The sequence below is a fragment of the Chryseobacterium sp. MP_3.2 genome (assembly GCF_035984805.1).
Taxonomy (GTDB): Bacteria; Bacteroidota; Bacteroidia; order Flavobacteriales; family Weeksellaceae; genus Kaistella.
The window spans coordinates 47574-70327 of the sequence record NZ_JAXCHW010000001.1 but is presented as its reverse complement, the minus strand read 5'-3'; the positions used below and the strand labels follow the sequence as shown (position 1 = coordinate 70327).

The following is a 22754-nucleotide window of genomic DNA, read 5'->3' as shown; positions in this document are numbered from 1 at the left end:
AAAATTAATCCTTTGCACGGTTTTTTGATTGAATGTTCCTTATTCCTAAAATTTCTTTTTGAACATATTCAAAATAACAAAAGCATGCGGAAAAGTGATCGCAGCAATAAAGGAAAAGAAAACAGCGTCAAACAGTTTTTCTTCTCTTAAGAAAAAGTACAAAATTCCTATTCCTAGCAAGGAAACTGCCCAATAAAAAAATGCTGATGTAAAATATAATTTGAAATTGGAAAAGGAATATTTTCCATAAAGAAATTTAATCTGATCATGTAAGGAAGGGATGCTATGCCATAATATAAAGTAAATAGCAAATCCCCAAATCAAACTTCCCAGTTTGAAAATGATGGCAAATACACCTAAATAAATGAGTTCTGTTCCGACTGTTTTTTTAGCATTGGGCAATGCAAAAAAATTATAAACAAAGAAAAAAAGAAGCGTTGTTCCAGAAATAATCAAAGCAAAAGGAGAATCAAAGAATTGAAGATCGTAGGACGTGATGCTTCGAATAATTTTTTGAACTTCAATACTGTGGAAATAAAAGAGGAGCAGTAAAATAAAACTTCCATAAACGAAATAAAATAGAGATTTTAACCATTTCCAGCGATACTCTTCTAAATCTTGAAAATGCTGTTCCCCAAAATGATACGCGCTTATTGCGATGAATAAAAACAATACAATCACGGGAATAGTTAAAAATAGGAGTGCCGAAATTAAGACAACCGTTACATACAAAGTCAAGAAGCTAAAATATCGGTTTTTCTTTGCTTTGAGGTTTTTAAGTAAAACCAAATCATTAGCACCATGTAATATTCCGAAGGAAAATATAAAGACAAAACCAATAATAGTTTGAACATCATTTTCTAATCTAGAGGTGATCCACAAAGCAACGAAGCTAACGATGATAGATATTTTGGAAATTTCTTTCATTTAATAGTTGGGGAATATTATATCAAAATTAAAAATTTATTGGGGAAATGAAATGACTGAATTCCAGCAACTTTTTATGATTTATAAAAACAAATATATACAATTTAAATTATTAGTAAAAAAACATACTTTATTTTATAAATAGGTACAATCTATTACTAAATATATATTTTTGATGTACATTTGAATCAACAAAAAATTATACATTATGAGTAAATTATTATTTCTTTCCGTTGGAATGAGCAAAATGCTTCCAGACGATTACATTGGATTTACCTTCTTTGTGGGAACCATGGCAATGATGGCAGCATCTGCATTTTTCTTTTTATCATTGAGTCAGTTTGATAAGAAATGGCGAACTTCAGTTTTGGTTTCTGGTTTAATTACTTTTATTGCAGCAGTGCATTATTTTTACATGAAAGAGTATTGGGGAACGTTTCAGGAATCACCTACTTTTTTCAGGTATGTTGACTGGGTTTTAACGGTACCCTTGATGTGTGTTGAATTCTATATCATCTTAAAAGTTGCGGGTGCAAAAATTAGTTTACTTTGGAGAATGATCGTTCTCTCCCTCGTAATGTTAGTTACAGGCTATTTGGGAGAAACAATTTTCAAAGAAGACGCTGCAATTTGGGGCTTCATCTCCGGAGTTGCATACTTTGCAATTGTGTATGAAATTTGGCTCGGAAATGCTTCAAAATTAGCAAAAGCTGCAGGCGGAGACGTTTTGAAAGCGCACAAATTGCTCTGTTGGTTTGTTTTGGTAGGTTGGGCAATTTATCCTTTAGGTTATATGTTAGGAACTGATGGATGGTATACTTCAATTTTAGGAAAAGGCAGTGTAGATGTGGTTTATAACATTGCAGATGCAATTAATAAAATTGGATTTGGATTGGTGATTTACACTTTAGCGGTAAAATCAACCAAAGAAGTTGAAATCATTTAAAGTTCAACCATCATAAATAATTTTTAAGAATATCTTTTTCTTAGTTTATTATATTATATTGTTAGAGATTTATCGAACTTGGTTTCGGTAAATCTTTTTTTTATATCAATTTTAAATTTTGTACAATCGGTTTGATATCTTGTGTGGCCTTTAAGCTCATTTACTTAAAAGAATAGATACCGATTGCAAAGTTTGTATAAAAAAAGAGAGTAATAACCTGACCACTCTCTTTCTATTTTTAAAGTTGAATTATTTATTTCGAACTTGATTTCTCATTGCTCTTCAATTTGTATTGTTCTTGCTCGTATTTCAGGCACATTTCCCCCATTTCTTCGGGTACTACGTTTCTAAATTGATGAACATCTTGCGGAATAATTTCTACCATGGCATCAATCATAATTTGTGGATCCAGTTGTCTATCCAACAATTTTTTCGAAGTTTTCTCAATGGTTTTTTTCGTGGTAAATGTTTCAACCTCATCAAACCATTGCTCGTAAGTATCGTACATTCTGTCATTGAATCCAGTTTCAAAAGGTCCTGGATTAATTGTGGCTACTTGAACCCCAAAATCATGCAATTCGTCACGAAGACTTTGAGCCACCGATTCTAAAGCGTGCTTAGAAGCGTTGTAAGCGCCTAGATACGGAGATGTTGTTAAGCCCGCAACAGAGGAAACGAAAATAATTTTTCCTTTTCCTTTTTCCACCATTTTTTTAATGATGGGCTGTGTGAATTCTAAAGTAGAGAATACATTGGTTTCCATCACTTCTCTTAACAATCCAACCGGCATTTCGCCAACTGGTCCAGAATGACCCATTCCAGCATTGTTTACTAAAATATCAATGTCATAAGATTGCGCATGTTGACAGTCGATCTCATCGAAAAGATCTAGTTTAATAATTTTCAGATGATCTTCTAATTTTTCTTTTTTAATAATTTCCAGCAAGGCAGATTTTTGTTCCCAAACTTGAACTCCTGCAATTACGTGATGACCTTTCTTCGCTAAACCTATTGCGGTGCCTTTTCCTAAACCGGATCCAGCACCTGTTATTAATATTTTTTTCATTTAACAAAAGCTTCAAAAATTAAACCATCCTCTAAGTCTTTTCTTATTTGATAGTTCTGGGAATATCAGCAGAAAGTCTGGTGAGCAATTCATAGTTCAAAAGGTTTGCGTATTCACTAAAAGAGGAAACGGAAAGCTGTTTATCGGCCTGATTTCCGATGAGCACCACTTCATCCGTACGTTTAATATTTTCTAAAAGCGTCACGTCAACGACCATCATATTCATATTAATGGTACCAATGACTACACACCTTTCCCCATTAATTAAAACGCGCCCAATATTACTCAGACTGCGAGTATAACCATGTGCATAACCGACAGGAACACACGCAATTTTCATGTTCTCATCTGCCATAAAACTGGTGCCATATCCCACAAATTCGCCGCGTTTCACTTTCTTTACACTCATTACAGAACTTTTCCAGCTGATGACTCTTTTTAAAGGATCTTCTCTTTTCCTTTTCGTGTTGTAGTAATTGACCAAAACTTCTGGACTGGGCCAAAAACCATATTGCATTATTCCAATCCTTACCATATCCATCTGCGTTTCCGGATACATCATGGCAGCGGCAGAACAGGCGGCATGTCTTTGCATGGGTATTAAATTCTTGGTGCAAAACTGTGAATAAATTTCTTCAAAACGCTCAATTTGCTTTTTAATCCGGTAATAATTTGCAATACTTTCTGCTCCCGCAAAGTGCGTACAAAGTCCTTTAAACATCAAATATTCTGCATTTTTATGTAGAAATTCTTGTACCCATTTCAATTCGCTGGAATTAAAGCCGGTCCGGTTCATCCCAGTTTCTATCTCAATATGGACAATTGCTTTTTTTCCTCTTTTTTTCGCAATAAGTGCTGCGGCGATTAATCTGTGCTTTTCAAAGACAAAAAATTCAATTTCATTTTCGATGATCCAAGGTAAATCCTCTTCATTATCTAGCCATCCCATTATTAAAACAGTGGCTTTTCCACCAGTAACTTGGTGAACGCGCCATGCTTCATTGCTATCAAAAACAGAGAAATGCCGCACCTTTTGGTCAAAGGCAATTTCTACCAATTTTTCAATGGAATGTCCGTAAGCATTTCCCTTGACCACCGAGGAAAAAAGGGTGTCTTTATTAAGGTGTTTGCGTAAAAAGTCGATATTATTTTTATACGAAGTGGAATCGAGTTCCAAATATGAATTATTGTGCATCTATTAATTGGCTTATTTTATAAAAAATTTCGGCTCCGGTTTTTGTAATTTCATCGGGCCAATCATAATCTGGATTGTGGAGATTTGGCGTATGAAGTCCGCTACCCAAACCAAACATGGCTCCGGGATAATTTTCCGTGAAAACTCCGAAATCTTCGCCCCAGGAAAAGGGAACCTTTTGCTCCGTCAACATAAAACTGCAGCTTTTTGCAGCTTCTCTCACCAAATTAACTGCGACTGGATTATTTTCATTTGCGCTGAATCTCTGGGTCCAAGAAACTTCTGCCTTTAATTTGAATTGATGTGCTGTGGTTTTTGCCACTTCTTCCAATTCCTTTTCCAATGCTCGCATTTCTGAATTTACAGCCCTTCGAATGGTATAGTGAACTTCTCCATACCCCGCAGAAATGCCGTAGTCTTCTGTCCCCATGTTCAAATAAATTGGTGTCAGAATAGTAAAATTTTCCTTTTGAATATCGGGTTGATTCTTCTTATTAAATTCTGTAATAATCTGCGAAATAGCCAGCGCGGGATTTTCTCCATTGTGAGGTTCACCTGCATGAGCGGTTCTGCCAAAAAGTTTAATAATGATGGAATGAACGGCACAACTGAAAGTATTATTTTTCACCACAATTTCATGATGAGGAAAACCGGGTAAATTATGCAGGGCAAAAACAAAATTCGGCTTAAAGGTTTTGAAACGTGGGTCATTGAATATCGAAAGTGCTCCTTCCCCATTTTCCTCTGAAGGTTGAAAGAGCAAAATTATTTTGGTATGCTTCAATTTCTGAAGAGATAATTTTTTAGCAAAGTCGCAGAGGATGCTCATGTGCCCATCATGGCCGCATTTATGTGAAATGCCGTTCACCGCAGAGCGATAATCAAAACCATTAATTTCTTGAATGGGCAAAGCATCAAGCTCGCAGCGGAACATTACCGTTTTTTTTATTTCTAACTCAGGATGATACACCGCGATAATGCCCGTTCCAATTCCTAAATTTTCCAGCAATTCATCAGGATTTTGAATTTTTAAGTAAGCAGCAATTGTTTTTGCCGTTTTAAATTCTTTCCCTGATAGTTCAGGATTTTGGTGAAGTATTTTTCGGAGCTTCGTGATTTCGGTCATCATATATTTTATTTACATTAGGAGCATCAACGCCTTAGTTGAGTTTTAAAATACAAAAAATATATTAAAACCACTTTTTACTTGACTCGATCACAAAAAAGCATTGAAAATAGATTTCAATGCTTCTTAATAAAATAAAATGAAAAAATTATTTTTTAATAAGTTTAATGCTCAATAAAGTTTGACCATTTACCATTGGTTTTAGAATATAGATTCCAGGGCTCCAGTTCGCGGTCGGAACTTTTAGCTCACCATTGTTTGTACTTGATTGTTTGTAGGAATATACTTTTTTTCCGTCCATCGAGTAGATGTCAAATCTTATGTCTTTTACATTGGTATTAACCTTTAAATTCAATGTCTCTTGAAAAGGATTTTGCATTACGGAAAGTCCGGGATTGCTAACACTTTGTGTATCAACACCCAAAAATGCACCAGCATTGAAAACTATTTGCCAATTGTTTAGGCTGCCTGTATCTCCAGCTGCACTATCAAATAATTTTAGAGACCATGTTCCATTTACTGCTAAATTAGTAAAGAGGGTATTTAAATCTGCTACCGTGTAATCAGTTGGATTTAAAGTCGCACTCGCAGTTGGAAGATAGGTCCCTGCGGGCACACTTAGCGTAGTTCCTGGGGGCGGCACTATTAATGAGGTTGCTAAAGAATTAAAAGAAAGAACATTGCCCGCTAAAAAATTTGTACTGGACCCAACACCGGTCGGAGATGTACTTCCTAATCTTTTAATTAAGGCATTTGCACCAATCCCTGTAGATCCCGGAACAACGAGCGCCACGGTAACGTCTCCACACCAAGTATGGGTTAGATCAACATTAACAGTCACTTTGGAGGCATCCGAAATTGTTTGAACGAGAGCCACAGGAATATTTGATTGACTGCCGACCGTAGAATTATCTGGTATCGCGGTTAACGCAACATTGCTGAACGTTTGCGCTCCTAGTAAACTTCCTAAAAGCATTGCAAAAAATAGATTTGTTTTCATAATAAATATTTTAAAGTGTAGAACAAAGCTACAATTTAGATAAATAGAAAAAAAATAAATAACGCACTAATTGATAAATTTATCCTAATTATTACCCCAAAGTTTTATGAATAATTAAACACTTATTGATTTTAGTTAATAATTTGATAAACACAGTGCAGCGTTTAAGAAGAAATTTTTTAATATGAAATTCCAAATTATCAGCGCAAACAAATACATATAAATCATTACAAACCAGCAAAATCCTCAAGTTTTAAGAGGTAGTTTTTCAATTCGATCCAGAGAAAAAACTCAACTGCATTTTAAATTGTTATTTTTGCAGCATTAAAAAATGACAATCATACCAAGGTCTAATTTTTATTCGCACTGAATATACTCCTATGAAAATAGTTCTTAATCTCTTCGACTTTAACCAAAAAGTAAATTACCGTAATGAAATTTTAGCTGGATTAACGGTGGCCATGACGATGATCCCAGAATCCCTTTCGTTTGCAATTTTGGCTGGATTTCCACCCTTAGTTGGATTGTATGCTGCGTTTATTGCGGGTCTAATTACAGCCATCTTTGGTGGTCGCCCTGGAATGGTTTCAGGTGGCGCTGGAGCTACAGTAGTAGTTTTAATCGCATTGATGAATTCTAACGGGTTAGAATATGTTTTTGCTGCCGTGGCATTGGCGGGAGTGATACAAATCTTAATTGGGCTTTTTAAATTCAGCAAATTTATTCGGCTTGTTCCGCAACCTGTAATGTATGGATTCGTCAACGGTTTAGCAGTGATTATATTCATGTCTCAGCTTGATCAGTTTAAATCTATATCTAATGGTCAACTGGCTTGGTTGCAGGGTGAAACCTTATTTATTATGGTGGGTTTAGTTGCTTTAACCATTGCCATCGTCGTATTATTTCCAAAAATAACAAAGAAAATCCCCTCCTCTTTGGTCGCTATTGTTGTTGTCTTTGCTTTGGTTGTCAGCTTTGGAATTAATACGAAAACGGTACAGGATATTGCTTCTGTTGAAGGAGGATTTCCGCCGTTCCACATTCCCAATATTCCATTAACCCTGGAAGCTTTAAAAATAATTCTCCCCTATTCTTTAATTTTCGCCGCGGTAGGTCTTACGGAGGGACTTTTAACTTTAAATCTGGTAGATGAAATAACGGGAACGAAAGGCAATGGGAACCGCGAATGTATTGCACAAGGAAGTTCTAATATTGCAAATGGTTTCTTTTTCGGAATGGGTGGTTGCCCCATGATTGCGCAAACCTTAGTGAATTTATCGGCGGGCTCCAGAGCGCGACTTTCTGGAATAATTGCCGCAATTACCATATTAATCATTATCCTTTTTGGCGCACCCATTATAGGGCAGTTACCAATGGCAGCGCTGGTTGGAGTAATGATTATGGTGGCTTTGGGAACTTTTGAATGGGCAAGTTTTAAAATCATTACCAAAATGCCGAAGCATGATATTTTTGTGGGAGTGTTGGTTGCAATTATTACGGTGTTGCTTCATAATTTGGCTTTGGCTGTTTTGATTGGAGTCATTATCTCTGCGCTTGTTTTTGCGTGGGAAAGTGCAAAAAGAATTCGAGCCAGAACCCATATCGATGACCAAGACGTGAAACATTATGACATTTATGGACCTTTGTTTTTTGGCTCTGTTATGGCTTTTTCGGAGAAATTTAAACCAGAAGAAGATCCAGAAGAAGTCATTATTAATTTTCAAGAATCCCGCGTTTCAGATATGTCTGCAATAGAAGCACTGAATACTTTAACCAAAAAATACAGCGCGGCTGGCAAAAAAATTCACCTTCAAAATTTAAGTTCAGACTGTATCAGATTATTAGACAATGCAGAAGCTGTGATTGATGTGAATATTATTAAAGATCCAGAATATTTAGTCGCGATTGAGAAATAATTGCACCTTTTTTAATTCCAAAAACAATTTGAAAGAAAGTGCATAATGCGATTCATATCTTGTCTCATAGAAAAAGCGAGCAGATATTTTAGTTGAAAAAGCATAGGTTCAAAACCATTCGCAAGCTTTAGAAATTCGCGCTCTGATATAACTCCGTAGCACTTGCCCTGATGCATAATATTTAACGCATGGTCACCCAGAGAAACCGTCATGCTGCCAATTTTTTTGTAAAATGTATTTTCACTCACGCGCTCAAAGCCATCTTCTAGCATTTCTGCTATTAATTTGTTAAATAATTTTTGTCCTTCTGGCGATAAATTCATGAGTATTAAATAGGATACGTAAAATTAAAAAAAATTTGTAAAGAAAAAAGGCTAAATTTTTTCACTTCATATTCTTCAATGAAAACTGCGAAAATGAGCGATTTAGTACGTCAATCTATTTTTAATGTTCGAAAACAGTTAAATAATAGCCCAGAAAAAAGCATCAAGAGAATTTTTAAAGCAGAAGAGACCAATCTGACAGAGAGAAAAATATCTAGATTTAGCCAATTTTAAAAACTGTGGATAAAAAAACGCTCTAAAATTATACAGTATAAAATATTGAACTTAAATTTAGAGTATATAAAAACGCCCCATAATCATGTCTAAAAACGAACTCCTCAATAAAGCAATAAAAATAGCCCAGAAAGCGCATAAAGGTCAAACCGATAAATTTGGCGCGCCTTATATTGGACATCTCTTACGAGTAATGAATGCGGGAAAAACTTACGACGAAAAAATTGTCGGCGTGTTGCATGACATTATAGAAGATTGTCCAGACATCACCTGCGATTTTTTATGCAAAGAAGGATTCCCGAACGAAATTGTTTTCGCTATAGAGTGCCTCACAAAGAATCCGCCTGATCAAGATTATACAGAATTTGTAAAGCAAACCGAGAAATCCCCGCTCGCCGTTTCGGTAAAAATGAATGACTTGGTAGATAATATGGATTTAAAAAGATTCATTCAGCCACTCACGGAGCGAGATCTGAAAAGACTGAATAAATACTTAACAGCGTACCTTTATCTAAAGGAAAAATACTAAAATACACCACTATAAAACCTTACCTACGATGTTAAAGTCTACATCAATAAATATTAGGATTGTTTAAAACCTAAACATATTTATAGATAGTAGAACTCATTTTTATATGCAACCCATTGTATTTTTAATTATATTTGATAAAAATTACATTATGCATACAAAAAATTACTTTATTTCTGCTCTTTTCGTATTTGTAAGCAATCTATTCATTGCCCAACTAAGTGGAACATTTACTGTTGGTGGTGGAACATCTACTTATCCAACCCTGACCTCTGCAATTGCCGATTTATCTAGTAATGGAGTTGGCGCCGGTGGCGTCATCTTAAATATTGCGCCGGGAGTCTACCAAGAAAACATTGTTTTAGGAGGAATTGCGGGTCTGAGTTCTACCTCTCCGCTTACAATTGCAGCAGCACCAGGATCAGTAACATTTCAAGGAATAGGAACCAGTACTTCTACGGATGCTGTTTTTCTAATTAATGCCTTAAGCTATGTGACTTTAGATGGCATTAACGTAGAAGACATCAGTCCAGCTGGAATGGATGTAGAATTTGGGATGCGTTTTATTGGGACTGCTACTGCTGGTTGCCAGAATAATACGATCAAAAATTGCAATATTAAGTTAGGACCGAATGGCGTAAGACCGTCCAGCTCATCTCGTGGGATTTATTTTAAATCTAATGCAACAAGTCCTGCCGCAGCGAACAATAATAACGTTATTAATAATGTGAAAATTGATAATGCCTCGTGGGGAATCCAATTCAGTTGTTCTGCCAACTTTTTCGGGGCCATCACGCACGCCGACTTTAATAATGCCATTACGAATTCTATTTTTGGGTCCATCTTACCGTTAGGACATGACTTTAGTTCTGGAGCTATTGGAATTAATGCTTTGGGTGGTCGGAATATGCTTATCGAAAATAATTCTATCGTTGCTATTTCTAATCTTCTCTCTTCACCAGCGTTGCCTGTGAGTACTTCTGGAATTAGTTTGGACAGCTGCAGCGGAATCGTTCGCAGCAATAAGATAGACAATTTAGAATATCAAGGAACGATCGGGGCTGTGTTCGGTATTAGAAGCAGTACTTTTCTAGGAGACGAAACACTGATTGCGAACAATTCAATTTCTAATTTAAAGAGAAGCAATTTTACTGCAAGTACCACAGATCCAAGTTTGACCATCACAGGAATTTGGATTTTTAATCAAAGTGGGAATAATGGTTTGGCGCAAATCCTCAATAATTCCATCATTTTATCTGCAGATAATCCAGTGAGTTACAGTTCAGGAGGAATCAATTTAAGCGGTGGTTCTACCGGTAAGTTTCCTGGCGATGTTTACAATAATATTGTAGTAAATAATATTTCAACAGAACTCCCGGCTTATAGAAGTTTTGCTTTGGTTGATGGCAATACGAACCGCGGCTTTCTTCGCAGCGATTACAATATCTTGTTTGCAAATGGAACCAATGGCTATCTTGGAGTGATCGGTCGGGAACTTGGTGGTACGGAACAATTCACCAATGATTTAAGTGTCTTCCAAACCATATCGGCAACCAACCAAAACAGTAAAAGTTTTTCGCCCGCATTTACCAATATCGCAACGGGAGATTTATCCATCTCTGCAACAGCAACTAATTTGACAGATTATCTGGTTCCAATTCGTCCGAATGTTTTATTTGATATTGATGACAGAGCACGGTTTTCGCCTTTAACTTTTGCTGGCGCGTATGAAAGTGCAGTTGCATTAAGTGTAAGCAATGCGAACAAATCTGAATTTAAAATCTATCCAAATCCTGCACAACATGATCTTTATGTCGCCACTGCAAAAGGTGAAAAAATTAAGTCGATTAAAATTTACAATGCAGCAGGTTCCAGAGTGATGGATTTGAGCATTAATCAAATTAATCCCGATTTAAAAATTAATGTAAGCAAGCTCACCAGTGGAATATACTTTATTTCCATCGAAAGCGACAAAGGGTTCACCAATAAAAAATTCTTGAAAAAATAATCATTCATTTTTTTTCATTAGAAACGGTCTCCGTGAAAGGAGACCGTTTTTTCTTTTTAGAAGAAATTTTGCTAACGAATATGATGAACAGTTAAATTTCTAATCATTTTTTAATCCACAGTTTTATCAGAATCACTGAGTAATTTTTGAAGCTCGCTCATCTCATTTTCTGTAATATCGCGCCACTTCCCCACCGGAAGATCGAGTTTAAGATTCATAATTCGGATGCGTTTAAGCTTCTTCACTTCGTATCCACAGAATTCACACATTCTTCGGATTTGACGGTTAAGACCTTGCGTCAAAACAATTCTGAACGATAAATTATCAATTTGCTCTACCTCACATTTATTGGTCGTGGTATCTAAAATTGGAATTCCGCCACGCATTTGCATGAGGAATTTTGGGGTGATGGGTCTGTCAACACGTACAATATATTCTTTCTCATGATTGTTTCTGGCGCGTAAAATTTTATTTACGATGTCGCCATCTGAAGTAAGCATGATTAAACCTTCACTTGGTTTATCTAAACGCCCAATGGGAAAAATTCTTTTCGGATGATTTACAAATTCTACAATATTATCTCGCTCCCTTTTGGTATCGGTTGTACACACAATTCCAACTGGCTTGTTCAAAAGAATATAGACGTGATCTTCTTCCGTTTTTTTAATGGAAATTCCATCCACAAAGATTTCATCGGAATCGGAAACTTTTGTGCCCATTTCGGGAATCGCGCCATTGATGGTGATTCTACCTTGTTCCAAAAGTCGATCGGCTTCTCTTCTTGAGCAATAGCCAACTTCTGATAAATATTTGTTGATCCGTGTCTGTTCCATAATGCTAAAGATTTTTATTGCCGAATAAGATGATGCCGTAAGTAATTCCTATAAAAATATTACCCTCTCTATTAATAATCTGATTGTCTAAACTCACTTGAAATTGATGACCAAACCTTTTGCTCAAAGGCTCTATTTTCCCAATTCCCACTCCTACAAATGAAGCTTTTTCTGCCGCTGTTTCATTTAGTTTACTTCCCACATTTGCAAAAAGATAGAGAAAATCTTGGTCACTAGAATCTCCCAAATAAAAGTTGGGTTGAATTTTATAGTAGACTAAATGGTAGTTTGGATCAATGTAGCTGTAGCGCAATCCTGCACTCAGAGAAAACCAATTTAAGGGTTGAACGCCTACCAATAAGCTTGTTCCGTAATTGAACTTTCCGGGCGGCAATTGGCTTAATTCATATTCATCTTTCGCTTGATTCGTTCTGATGATATCTCCTAAATCAAAACCAACATTAAGATCAAAAGAAGTGAAGACTCCCAATTTACTTGATTTTTCTTGAGCAGAAAACACCGAAGCAAAAATCAGAAATCCTAGAAAAAGTGATTTTTTCATACCGGATTAAATTGAAATTGATTGTCCAAATAGGTTGAACTGGCATTCTCTACAGAATAATCGCCAATTTTCGTCCGTCGGAGATTGGTAAGATAAGCACCAACTCCCAAATCCTGACCGATGTCGTGCGCTAAGCTGCGGATATACGTTCCTTTGGAACATCCCACTGTAAATCGTACAAATGGCAATTCTATGCTGATATTATTGAGATAATAAATGGTTGTTTTCCGGGATTTCATTTCTACTTCTTTCCCAGCTCTTGCTAAATCATAAGCGCGATTTCCCTCGATTTTGATGGCAGAAAAAATGGGCGGAGTCTGATCAATTTCCCCGATAAATTTTTCCAGCGTTTCCTTGATCTGAACTTCCGTTATTCCTGAAATGTCCTGAGCAAGAATTTCAGGTTTTTCCGTATCGTAAGATTCAGATTGAACGCCAATTTTTATTTCGGTGAAATATTCTTTAGGTGCGTCTTGAATTTCAGGAATAATCTTCGTGAATTTTCCCGTGCAAATAATGAGCAAACCTGTAGCACGAGGATCCAAAGTTCCGGCGTGACCAATTTTAAACTTTTTCGGAAGATTAAATTCTCTTTTGAGTTTAAATTTTAATTTATTCACTGCCTGAAAACTCGTCCAATCCAAAGGTTTGTCGAGGAGGATAATTTGTCCGAAAAGTAGATCTTCTTCAGTCATTTTTTAACATGAAATTAATTTGGAAACAATTTTCTAGTCCGAATATTTTTATAACAATTAATTGCTTTTACAAGGAAAACTGAATACCTAAATTACGGAAACTGGGTAAAGTAAATCAAGAGCACAATTCCCACAATAATTCGGTACCAACCCCAAGGTTTAAAACCATATTTATTCAATAATTCGATAAAGGATTTTATAGCAATCAAAGCAACCACAAAAGCAACGATATTTCCCACTACGAAAGCAATAATATGTTCTGAAGAAGATAAAATCATTTCATATCCTTTCATGGGCATTGCAGTTTCTTTTCCCCAAGTTTTTACGAAGATGGAATAAACCGTCACCGCCAACATTGTTGGTACCGCTAAAAAGAAGGAAAATTCCGCCGCAGCTTTTCTCGTTAAGCCTTGCGTCATCCCTCCGATAATTGAAGCGGCACTTCTGCTTGTTCCCGGCATCATGGCTAAACATTGCCAGAAACCAATAATCACAGCTTTTTTAATGGACATATCTTTCTCATCATTAATTTTAGGGTTTTTGAACCAAGAATCCGCAAAAAGTAAAAAGACACCACCCACTATCAAAACGGCAGAGATGGCAATTTGATTCCCTAAGACGGCCTCAATTTTATCATCAAATAAAAATCCTAAGGCGAGCGCTGGTAAAACTGCAAAACCTAATTTGTAGTAAAATTTAAGATTAGAAAGATCAAAGAATTTTTTCCAATACGCTACAACCACTGCTAAAATTGCCCCGAATTGAATAGAGACCTGAAACATTTTTAGAAATTCTGTTTCTTCCATGCCCATTAAATTTGCGGCAAAACCCATGTGAGCAGTTGAAGAAATTGGAAGGAATTCTGTAAGTCCTTCAATAATTGCAATGATAATTGCTTCTATTAAATCCATTTTATGGTAGAAATTAAAAAAACTTTGTCAAAGTTATGCAACTTTGACAAAGTAATATATTGATTGATAATTAGTTAAATTTTATTCCGACGAAGGATTGCGTAAACTTCTACTACAAAACCCGCAATCACAAACAAAGGCGCAATTCTGATCCTGCGGATGGAGAAAATCCCTTCATTCCAAACATTTGGATCGTACTTTCCATCTACTGTATTGGCATCTGGTCCGAGCATTAAAAGGAAACCTACCAGAATTAAAGCCAATCCAATTAGCATCAATTTGTAATTCTCTTTCCCGAAATAGAAGGTGTTTTCCGGCACTCTTTTCACTTCTGGCTTTCCGAAATCTGCCGCAGAAAACTTTTTATTTTTTTTGCTCATTTTTAAGAATAATAAAGATCATCTACATTAGACTTCAAGAATTTCCACGTTGCGAAAATGGTACTGAAAACGGTAATCAAGACACCCAATAAAAAGATTCCTATCACCAAAATAATCAGTTGATTATTGTCTTGCGCGAAGGGAGTTCCAATTTGAGTAATGAAATAATACCAAGCCCCAAAAAGTACAGCTAACCCTAAAAGCGCTCCTACAACGCCTAAAATTATAGCTTCAATGATAAATGGCTTCAAGATAAATCTGCGTTTTGCACCCACCAATTGCATGGTTTTAATGATGAAACGTTTTGAGAAAATTTTGAGTCGTATGGAATTATTAATGAGAACCACGGCGAGAATTAAGAAGAGGACAGAAAATCCGAGAATCCATTTCAAGATATTGTTCAAGTTATTGTACACTTCTACCATCAACGTGCTGTTGTTTTTCACGTCTATAATGCCGGGAGTTGATTTAATTTCTTTGATGGCTTCATCAATTTTTGCCGGATCTACATATTCTGGTTTCAAGGCAATTTCTACAGAAGAGGGGAAAATATTTTCCTCAAAAAGTGCACTCGTCTCTATGCCCATACTTTTTCTGGCTTCTTCTGCGGCCATTTCTCGGGAAATGTAAACTGCACGTTTCACAGGAGTCAATTTCTGAATTCTTTGAAAAGCTTCATTTTCTTGTCTTACAATTTTTGCAGAATCTTTCGCTTCATAATTTTCATCAAAATAAGCGTTTACTACCAATTGCTCTTTGATATAATCAGAATATTTCTGCGCATTGATCAGGATTAACCCCATTAAACCTAGTAGAAATAATACGAGTGCAATACTCACCACCACCGTAATATTACTGGAACGTAGTCGCCTTTTGTTAAAATCCTCAACTGTCTTTGCCATTAAATAAAAAATTTCTGCTAAAATAGAGAAAATCTTCCGTAATTTGCCGAGAAACCAAGAAAATCGGTGTTAAAAAAAATATAAATGTATTTTGATTTCGCCCTTTAATTCTACCCATTGAACCGTTTATCTATGAGCGTAAGAGCCAAAAAACATCTCGGTCAGCATTTCTTGACTGATGAAAATATCGCCAAAAAAATTGTGGATTCTTTAAGCATGAATCACTACCAGAAAATATTAGAAGTGGGTCCTGGAATGGGCGTATTGACCAAATATTTATTGGAGAAAGAAGCTGAAATATTTGTCGCAGAAATTGATAAAGAATCTATTGATTATCTGCAACAGCATTATGAAAAACTAGATGAGGCGCACTTTACAGGAGATTTTTTAAAATTAAATCTCGAAGACCAGTTTAAAAGTCAAGTCGCTATTATTGGTAATTTCCCCTATAATATTTCTTCTCAAATTTTATTTAAAATCATAGACTATTACGATCATGTCCCGGAAATGGTTGGGATGTTTCAAAAGGAAGTTGCAGAAAGAACTGCCGCTGTTCCACGCACGAAAGCCTATGGAATTTTATCGGTGTTGGTTCAAGCTTTATATGATGTGGATTATTTGTTCACGGTCCATGAAAATGTTTTTAATCCGCCGCCAAAAGTAAAATCAGGCGTCATCCGATTAACCAGAAATCCAAAAGAAGGTTTGGTGGGGAATGAAGTTTTATTCAAAAAAATTGTGAAAGCAGGCTTTGGCCAAAGAAGGAAAAAATTATCAAATTCTTTGAAAGTGTTGGAAATTCCAGAAGCTTTGCAGACGCACATTTTTATGGATAAACGTGCAGAAGAATTATCCATCGCGGACTTCATATCATTTACACAGGAATGGAAAGACGCGATGTAAAGTAAATTTTTATACTACTTCTCCTCCTCTTTCTTAAGCTCTTCTAATTGTTTTTGCAGGGAGGCGATAACTTCTCGCATGGCACGAATGTCACTTTTGTTGGAGGAAACATTGCTTTTTAACATTACGTTTCGGGCGCGTTCATTGTGATCTTCTTCGTCTTCATCTTCCGCGATATCTTCAATATCTTCTTGAATATCATCAATGTCCACACTAATTTCTTCGATGTCTTCGCTGATTTCCTCAATGTCTTCACTGATTTCTTCGATGTCGTCTTGAATTTCTTCAATATCTTCTCGGATATCATCAATATGTTCCTGACTGCGATTCACAGACATTTGAATGAAAATAGCAAGATAAATGGCTTCTAAAGACAAGACTGTCGTAAGAACCAAAAGCATCTTATCAACTTCTACCACGCCAAAAACTGGGAGTAAAAAAGCTGTCAAAAAAATGATAGAGTGAATAATTAAAGATGGAATAGATCCAATCCACCACATGACCCAATCCGTGATTTTGGTCAAAAATTGTATTTTAACTTCCTGCTCCTCTTTTTTACTCATCGCCGTATCAATTTGCGCAAATTTAGTTAAAAATCTTTCGAAACACCCAAACCAAAAAGGGCAAAATCATATTGTGCAGGATCATTCGGATTTAGTTTCCGAAGAATAACATCCAACTCTTCTACGGTTTTCCAGTCATTTTGTTTGCGGGTAATCAACTCTAACCTTCGGGAAATATTTCCGGTATGAACATCTAAAGGAACGGAGAGAAATTTTTGGTCAATATTTTTCCAGATGCCAAAATCAACTCCTTTATTATCATTGCGAACCATCCAACGCACAAACATCATCAACCTTTTGGCGGAGGAGTTTTTATAGGTCGAACTCACATGCTTTTTGCTTCGATGGAGATTTTCTCCAATAAAATTCTCCCGAAATCGATGAAAAGAATGGTAGAAATTAAGTTCTTCTCCATTCACTAAAAATAGATTTTCCAAAGTCTCATTCTCTGTATAAATTCTTTTCAGATTTAAAATAAATTCGCGGAAATCTTCACCGATAAAAGTTCGATGAATACTTATTTTTTCTAAAGATTTCAACTCTTTCACTGAAACATTTTGCACGAAATCATAGGGAGAGTTTTCCATGAAACTCATCATTTTCTCCGCATCATTCAATATTGCTTTTCTGTTCCCCCAAGAAATAGTGGCTGTAAGAAAGCCCGCAATTTCAATATCTTGTTTTAAAGAGAATCGGTGCGGAATAGCAATAGGATCATGCTCGATGAAATTAGCATTATTATAAAAGTCAGCTTTTTCGTCGAGAAAATCTTTAAGTTCGGAAAAGGTCATTGAAAAGGGGATAATTTTGGATATAGATCAAGAAGAAAGTGTTACAAACGATTTACATTTTCTTATCATAAAACAAATAAGCGATAATTAAAAAGCCAATTCCTGTAAGCGCAGGCGGAATCATTTTTCCGGTAATCCCAATATATAACATGGCGATTGCCAAAATCAGAAGCGCGATAAGTAAGAAATTTTTAACCATTTTATCCAATTTTTATAAGTTAGTGGAGGAAAGGTAATAATTTAAATAAGGTTAGAACAATGTTAAAGGTCTATTCCCAAATTTCAAGAAAAAATCCTACCCAATTTTGACTGCTTCCAAAGCTTTCGGTAAAAAACTATTCGGGAAAATTTCTCGGGCTTCGTTAGTGAAAACACTTAAATCTCCATAACGATTAGAGAAATGCCCCAGAATTAGTTTGCCCACGTTAGCTTTGCGCGCTATTCTTGCAGCTTCCAAAGCAGTAGTGTGTCCCGTATAATCTGCCATTTCTTTTAAATCATGAAGGAAAGTAGATTCATGATACAACACATCTGCTTCTTCAATAATAGGAATAACACTTTCCAAATATCTGGTATCGCTGCAAAAAGCATAAGTAACAGATTTAGAGGGCTCCGAGGTCAAGGTTTCGTTTTTTAGAATATAACCATCATTGAGTATAAAATCTTTACCGAGTTTTAAATTATGATAATCGCAGGTTTCAATTTCGGGATATTTGGACACTTGCTGCATATTCAAATGTCGCTCTTTTGGTTTTTCTTTAAAAAGATAGCCATTGCAGTAAATGCGGTGATCAAGTGGAATGGTGTAGACTTCTACTCTATTATCTTCATAAATTTTTTCGGAAGTTTTACTGCTCAATTCATGGTAAATGACTTCAAAACCACGATGCGTTTCTGTCAAACGAAAAATTGTTTCCATCATTTCTTTGATGCCTTTTGGTCCGTAAACATTCAAAGGCATATCTCTACCCAAAAGCCGGAAAGAGGCAATTAATCCCGGTAATCCAAAGCAATGATCACCATGAAGATGGGATATAAAAATATTATTTATTTTAGAAAATCTGGCTTTTGCTTTCCGAAGTTGCACCTGTGTTCCCTCCCCACAATCAATAAGAAAAGCACGCTCTTCCATTTCTAAAAACTGTGCGGTAGGTGAAGAAGTTATGGTAGGAATGGCGGAGTTAAAACCTAGAATGGTGAGGTATGTGCTCAATTTTTATGGGGTAGATTTAGAGATAGGGTTCACAGTTAATTCCGGCAAATTTAAGAATTATTTATGGCCTATGAAAGGAGGAACACATAGGGCTTTTAGCCGGGATGGAAGTGGCATCCTCTTTTTTCCCGATTCCAATCGGGAAGAAAGAGATAGAACGGACAGCGCGTTCAATCTTCCTAAGAAGCCCAGATTGCTTTGCTCCAAAAAAAATCCCGAAAAATATTTTCGGGATTTTTTATCAGCTGCCTAATTATTTTTGTAAATTTTTAAATCTCCAGTAGGATAGCCCAGTCAAAGTTAACATTCCGGCTATTCCGATATAAACCCACGCTGGAACCGGAACAGGATCTCCCGCGGCGTAGGAATGTAGTCCACTTAAGTAATAATTTACTCCGAAATAAGTCATTACAATCGTACTAATACCAAACAGTGTAGCTACGTGAAAAGCCCATCTTCCTCTTAATCCTGGAACCAAACGCATGTGTAAAACGAAGGCATAAACCATGATGGAGATAAAGGCCCAAGTTTCTTTTGGATCCCAACTCCAGTATCTACCCCACGATTCGTTGGCCCAAATCCCTCCTAAAAAAGTCCCAACTGTTAAGAAATAAAGTCCAATTGTTAAAGACATTTCTGAGACAATTGTCAATTCTTTAATGGTAGAATCATTATGGATTTTATAATATTTTTTATTGGCGAAAATGTAAAAGAATAGCGCGATAACAGCAATGACCATGGAGAGGCCGAAAAAACCATAACTCGAAACGATAATTGCGACGTGAATAATTAACCAATATGATTTCAGTACTGGAACCAGAGGCGTAATTTGCGGATCGAGTGCAGAACCACCGTGTGCAAAACCCATCATAATTACGGCTACCATAAATCCAGCTGCAGGAATTAGAGCATTAGAGTTTCTGTATAATAACAAACCAGCAGTAATTCCGACCCAAGATATGAAGATAATGGCCTCATAACCGTTACTCCAAGGTGCATGACCGGAAATATACCATCTTCCTACCAAACCTAAAAATTGCAGGAAATAGCCAACCAACCCAACAATAATTAATCCTCGTATTATTTTATTTAAAATCTTTTTCGGCTTGAATAATTCGATAAAACCTAAAACCAACATCAGACCACCAATTACAGAATAGAACATCAATAAGTAAAAGTTGATGTTCGCTTTGTTCATCAGTACTTCGAGGTTCACTTTCGCTCCATTTGGCACTACATTTTTTCCCCAATTTTGTTGATAAGCTTCTAATTTCTTTAACTCTTCGTCTGCTTTGGACCAGTTGCCTGTTTTCTGCGCTTCTAAAACGCTGGAGAAATAAGGTCCCATCACTTTTTGAGAAGCTTCGTCTGGTTCGAAATTTTGATCTAACCAAGAATGCCACGTATTATTGGGATCATTTTGTACGGGAACAATTCTCATCAGCTGACCGCTGAAAAATTCATTGAAGACTTGAACCCTATCATTAACTGCAATTACTTCTTTGTCATAATTGGTCTGATCTGCCGGTTTTTTTCGGAAAGCTGCATTGTAATCTTCTTCTAAAACATAATGTAATGCACCGGTTTCATCTGCCGGAAACATTTGCATCAATGAAGTGTAACCTTCCTCATTAGCTTTTGTTTTCTTCTGTAATTCTTCGCCACCTTTTGTTCCTACTTTAATCATTGGAACCATGGTCCAACTTGCCGTATCGGTGTTGATGGATAAAAACCACTGATTGGCATCCAAATTTGCATCGGTACCACGGAATGCATCTCGCTTATATAATTTTCTTAAAACGTCTAAAGCCTGTGTGTTCATCGGCACAATTCGGCCATCATAATTTTGAACTAACAAATATGCAAATTTGCTTGCGTGCTCTTTAGAAATTTTATTTCGAGCAATAATCTCATCTGCCGTAATGGGTTTTGGAGATTTCAACATTCCTACCGCCTGTGTTTTTTTCGGAGCAGATTCAGGAGTTACTATATCGGCAGATCCATGATCATGCCCATCATCTGCAGAATGCTGTTGCTGACTTGATTGATCGGAACCATCTGAAGTACCATGAGTTTCAATTTTCTGTGCATTGAAATTTAAGGTCATTAGAATGACTAAAAGCGTGGCTGCTTTCTTTTTGCTTACATTTTTTAGCATTTCATTTAATTTCCAGAAATGAGTTCCTTTCCAGAAAAAGATCACAAACATACCTCCAAACAAGAAGAAATAACCAATGTAGGTAATTAGCGTTCCCCAAAAATCATGATTTACAGACAATACTGTTCCTTTTCTGTCTGGATCAAAACTGGCTTGAAAAAATCGATACCCACTGTGATTCAAGACGTTATTCATATAAATTTTATAAGGCGTTTTTTTTCCTTCGTCGATGATGCTTACATGACTTTCATAAGCACTTGGTGCGGAACTTCCTGGATAAGTTTCCATCACGAATTTCTCCAATTTTATAGAAAAGGGAACATTGTAAACTTTCGGTCCGAATCCTAAAATAATATTCATTCCGTCTAAAGCGATCTGTTTAAAAGCATTTGGATTTCCTTTTTCTACGGGTAAATCAACCACTAATTTTGATTTTGGTCCTGTAACTTCTACAGTTAGCTGATCAGAAACGTCTTTGTCTTTCACTTTGTCTCCTTCATAAGAAATCAGTTTTCCTTTTATCAATCCAGTGGGAACTACTAATTTCAGGTCATTGATGGTGTACAAACTCCTTAGAACCAAAGGTTGATATTCATCTTTCTTTGTATTTCCTTTGCTTTGAGTTGCCATCACCATATATTCCGATTCTACGGGAGTTTTTATGAGTAAGGTTCCATTGGTATTGTTGAATTCCACAGCACCTTCGATGGCACGGTTAAAGGCAACCAACATTCCATTCACCAATTTAGAATCACCTGCTTTAATGTAAATATTTTCCCGACCAGATTGGCCTGTAGAAACTACATGAAGATATTCAGTTCCTGTAGGAGAAGCGACTAAGCTATCTTTCTTTCTTTGGGTAAACTGCAACTGTTTTACAGATATTTGTTTACCATGGTAATCATAGCCTGCTTTGAAAGTTTTTCCGACCAATTTGGCAATGAATTTTGTTTCACGTGCTTCATCTGGAATCGGTGTAAAGGGAACATCTTCATAATTTAGAATGTCGCCTTTTTCTTCAATCTGAATTTTAAAATAATTTTTATCCGTAATTACTTCATTAGATGTTGCGCCTTCCCGAATATGCATAATTCCTTCATAACTGATATATCTGGTAACAGCTCCACCGATAAAAATAATGATAAAGGAAAGGTGAAAAACCAAAGTTGGCCATTTCTCTTTTCGTAATAAACGGTAACGAGAAATATTTGCCACGAAATTAAGGATGAGCAAAATCATGATGATTTCAAACCATTTCGCTTCATAAATAAGCGCTTTCGCAGTAGGAGTTCCGAAATCATTCTCGAGAAAAGTTGCATACGCCATAGAAAAGGCATAAAAAAGCAACAAAACCGCCATTGTCCTCGTAGAAATAAATAGATCCAGAATTTTTTTCATAAAATAATATTTTATTTTGATTCTGTGGGGGGAATTCTTACATCAAAACATCTCAATTGAACCCAAGAATCGGTAACGTGCAAAAATACATTCTAATTTCTTAAAAATCGAATTTGATATATGTTTTTTATCAGTAAATAAGATGTTTAAGGTAATTGTAGAATCTCAAAAAAAA

Annotated in this window: 23 protein-coding genes; 6 read left to right on the top strand and 17 right to left on the bottom strand. The window is 36.1% G+C overall.

The features are described from left to right. Positions 1-45 precede the first annotated feature (45 nt). Positions 46-927 (bottom strand): Brp/Blh family beta-carotene 15,15'-dioxygenase, encoded by an 882-nt coding sequence (locus tag RCH13_RS00330; protein ID WP_326985219.1) that lies wholly within the window; start codon positions 925-927, stop codon positions 46-48. A 208-nt stretch (positions 928-1135) separates the two neighbouring features. Here RCH13_RS00330 and RCH13_RS00325 point away from each other — a divergent pair, with 208 nt between their 5' ends. Beyond that, the gene (locus RCH13_RS00325; RefSeq protein ID WP_326985218.1) at positions 1136-1873 is read left to right on the top strand and encodes a bacteriorhodopsin-like; all 738 of its coding nucleotides are present in this window, start codon (positions 1136-1138) and stop codon (positions 1871-1873) included. A gap of 253 nt (positions 1874-2126) precedes the next feature. On the opposite strand, the gene RCH13_RS00320 is transcribed toward RCH13_RS00325, so the two are convergent. The 4 genes from RCH13_RS00320 to RCH13_RS00305 all read right to left on the bottom strand — a co-directional run bounded on the left by RCH13_RS00320 (position 2127) and on the right by RCH13_RS00305 (position 6260). After that, positions 2127-2939 carry an SDR family oxidoreductase gene (locus RCH13_RS00320; protein WP_326985217.1) on the bottom strand — a complete coding sequence of 271 codons (813 nt, stop codon included), beginning with the start codon at positions 2937-2939 and terminating at the stop codon, positions 2127-2129. A 43-nt stretch (positions 2940-2982) separates the two neighbouring features. Further along, positions 2983-4134 carry an alanine racemase gene (gene alr, locus RCH13_RS00315; protein WP_326985216.1) on the bottom strand — a complete coding sequence of 384 codons (1152 nt, stop codon included), beginning with the start codon at positions 4132-4134 and terminating at the stop codon, positions 2983-2985. Beyond that, positions 4124-5263: an amidohydrolase gene (locus RCH13_RS00310; protein WP_326985215.1), complete on the bottom strand. Its 1140-nt coding sequence runs from the start codon at positions 5261-5263 to the stop codon at positions 4124-4126. Before RCH13_RS00310 ends, alr begins: the two co-directional genes overlap by 11 nt. A 145-nt stretch (positions 5264-5408) precedes the next feature. Continuing rightward, positions 5409-6260 (bottom strand): proprotein convertase P-domain-containing protein, encoded by an 852-nt coding sequence (locus RCH13_RS00305; protein ID WP_326985214.1) that lies wholly within the window; start codon positions 6258-6260, stop codon positions 5409-5411. Positions 6261-6640: 380 nt separating this feature from the next. Here RCH13_RS00305 and RCH13_RS00300 point away from each other — a divergent pair, with 380 nt between their 5' ends. After that, a complete protein-coding gene (locus tag RCH13_RS00300; RefSeq protein WP_326985213.1) occupies positions 6641-8176 on the top strand; it encodes a SulP family inorganic anion transporter in 1536 nt (511 codons plus the stop codon). A gap of 11 nt (positions 8177-8187) precedes the next feature. Here the strand turns inward: RCH13_RS00300 and RCH13_RS00295 are convergent, their stop codons facing one another. Further along, on the bottom strand, positions 8188-8499 hold the full coding sequence (locus tag RCH13_RS00295; protein WP_326985212.1) for a hypothetical protein: 312 nt from the start codon (positions 8497-8499) through the stop codon (positions 8188-8190). A gap of 93 nt (positions 8500-8592) precedes the next feature. Between RCH13_RS00295 and RCH13_RS00290 the strand changes: the two genes are divergently transcribed. From RCH13_RS00290 to RCH13_RS00280, 3 genes are all read left to right on the top strand, one after another. Then, entirely contained in the window at positions 8593-8733 is a 141-nt protein-coding gene (locus RCH13_RS00290; protein WP_326985211.1) for a hypothetical protein, read from the top strand. 85 nt (positions 8734-8818) lie between these two features. Then, positions 8819-9262, top strand: coding sequence for a phosphohydrolase (locus RCH13_RS00285; RefSeq protein ID WP_326985210.1), 444 nt, complete (start codon positions 8819-8821; stop codon positions 9260-9262). Positions 9263-9413: 151 nt separating this feature from the next. Continuing rightward, a complete protein-coding gene (locus tag RCH13_RS00280; RefSeq protein ID WP_326985209.1) occupies positions 9414-11270 on the top strand; it encodes a T9SS type A sorting domain-containing protein in 1857 nt (618 codons plus the stop codon). Between the two features lie 110 nt (positions 11271-11380). Here the strand turns inward: RCH13_RS00280 and rluF are convergent, their stop codons facing one another. The 6 genes from rluF to RCH13_RS00250 form a co-directional block, all read right to left on the bottom strand. After that, the gene (gene rluF, locus RCH13_RS00275) at positions 11381-12103 is read right to left on the bottom strand and encodes a 23S rRNA pseudouridine(2604) synthase RluF (RefSeq protein ID WP_326985208.1); all 723 of its coding nucleotides are present in this window, start codon (positions 12101-12103) and stop codon (positions 11381-11383) included. A 4-nt stretch (positions 12104-12107) separates the two neighbouring features. Next, a complete protein-coding gene (locus RCH13_RS00270) occupies positions 12108-12665 on the bottom strand; it encodes a hypothetical protein (protein ID WP_326985207.1) in 558 nt (185 codons plus the stop codon). Continuing rightward, positions 12662-13360: a tRNA pseudouridine(55) synthase TruB gene (gene truB / locus RCH13_RS00265; protein ID WP_326985206.1), complete on the bottom strand. Its 699-nt coding sequence runs from the start codon at positions 13358-13360 to the stop codon at positions 12662-12664. Before truB ends, RCH13_RS00270 begins: the two co-directional genes overlap by 4 nt. A gap of 92 nt (positions 13361-13452) precedes the next feature. Next, positions 13453-14271: an undecaprenyl-diphosphate phosphatase gene (locus RCH13_RS00260; protein WP_326985205.1), complete on the bottom strand. Its 819-nt coding sequence runs from the start codon at positions 14269-14271 to the stop codon at positions 13453-13455. A gap of 74 nt (positions 14272-14345) precedes the next feature. Next, entirely contained in the window at positions 14346-14651 is a 306-nt protein-coding gene (locus RCH13_RS00255; protein WP_326985204.1) for a DUF3098 domain-containing protein, read from the bottom strand. A gap of 2 nt (positions 14652-14653) precedes the next feature. Next, positions 14654-15553, bottom strand: coding sequence for a cell division protein FtsX (locus RCH13_RS00250; protein ID WP_326985203.1), 900 nt, complete (start codon positions 15551-15553; stop codon positions 14654-14656). 132 nt (positions 15554-15685) lie between these two features. Here RCH13_RS00250 and rsmA point away from each other — a divergent pair, with 132 nt between their 5' ends. Then, positions 15686-16456: a 16S rRNA (adenine(1518)-N(6)/adenine(1519)-N(6))-dimethyltransferase RsmA gene (rsmA, locus tag RCH13_RS00245; protein WP_326985202.1), complete on the top strand. Its 771-nt coding sequence runs from the start codon at positions 15686-15688 to the stop codon at positions 16454-16456. A 14-nt stretch (positions 16457-16470) separates the two neighbouring features. Here rsmA and RCH13_RS00240 read toward each other — a convergent pair whose 3' ends face one another. The 5 genes from RCH13_RS00240 to ccsB form a co-directional block, all read right to left on the bottom strand. Beyond that, positions 16471-17019, bottom strand: coding sequence for a hypothetical protein (locus RCH13_RS00240; RefSeq protein WP_326985201.1), 549 nt, complete (start codon positions 17017-17019; stop codon positions 16471-16473). 26 nt (positions 17020-17045) lie between these two features. After that, positions 17046-17810 (bottom strand): TIGR02757 family protein, encoded by a 765-nt coding sequence (locus RCH13_RS00235; protein WP_326985200.1) that lies wholly within the window; start codon positions 17808-17810, stop codon positions 17046-17048. Positions 17811-17862: 52 nt separating this feature from the next. Further along, positions 17863-18009: a hypothetical protein gene (locus RCH13_RS00230; RefSeq protein WP_326985199.1), complete on the bottom strand. Its 147-nt coding sequence runs from the start codon at positions 18007-18009 to the stop codon at positions 17863-17865. A gap of 96 nt (positions 18010-18105) precedes the next feature. Further along, positions 18106-19023 carry a ribonuclease Z gene (locus RCH13_RS00225; RefSeq protein WP_326985198.1) on the bottom strand — a complete coding sequence of 306 codons (918 nt, stop codon included), beginning with the start codon at positions 19021-19023 and terminating at the stop codon, positions 18106-18108. A 253-nt stretch (positions 19024-19276) separates the two neighbouring features. Further along, entirely contained in the window at positions 19277-22579 is a 3303-nt protein-coding gene (gene ccsB / locus RCH13_RS00220; RefSeq protein WP_326985197.1) for a c-type cytochrome biogenesis protein CcsB, read from the bottom strand. Between the last annotated feature and the right edge of the window lie 175 nt (positions 22580-22754).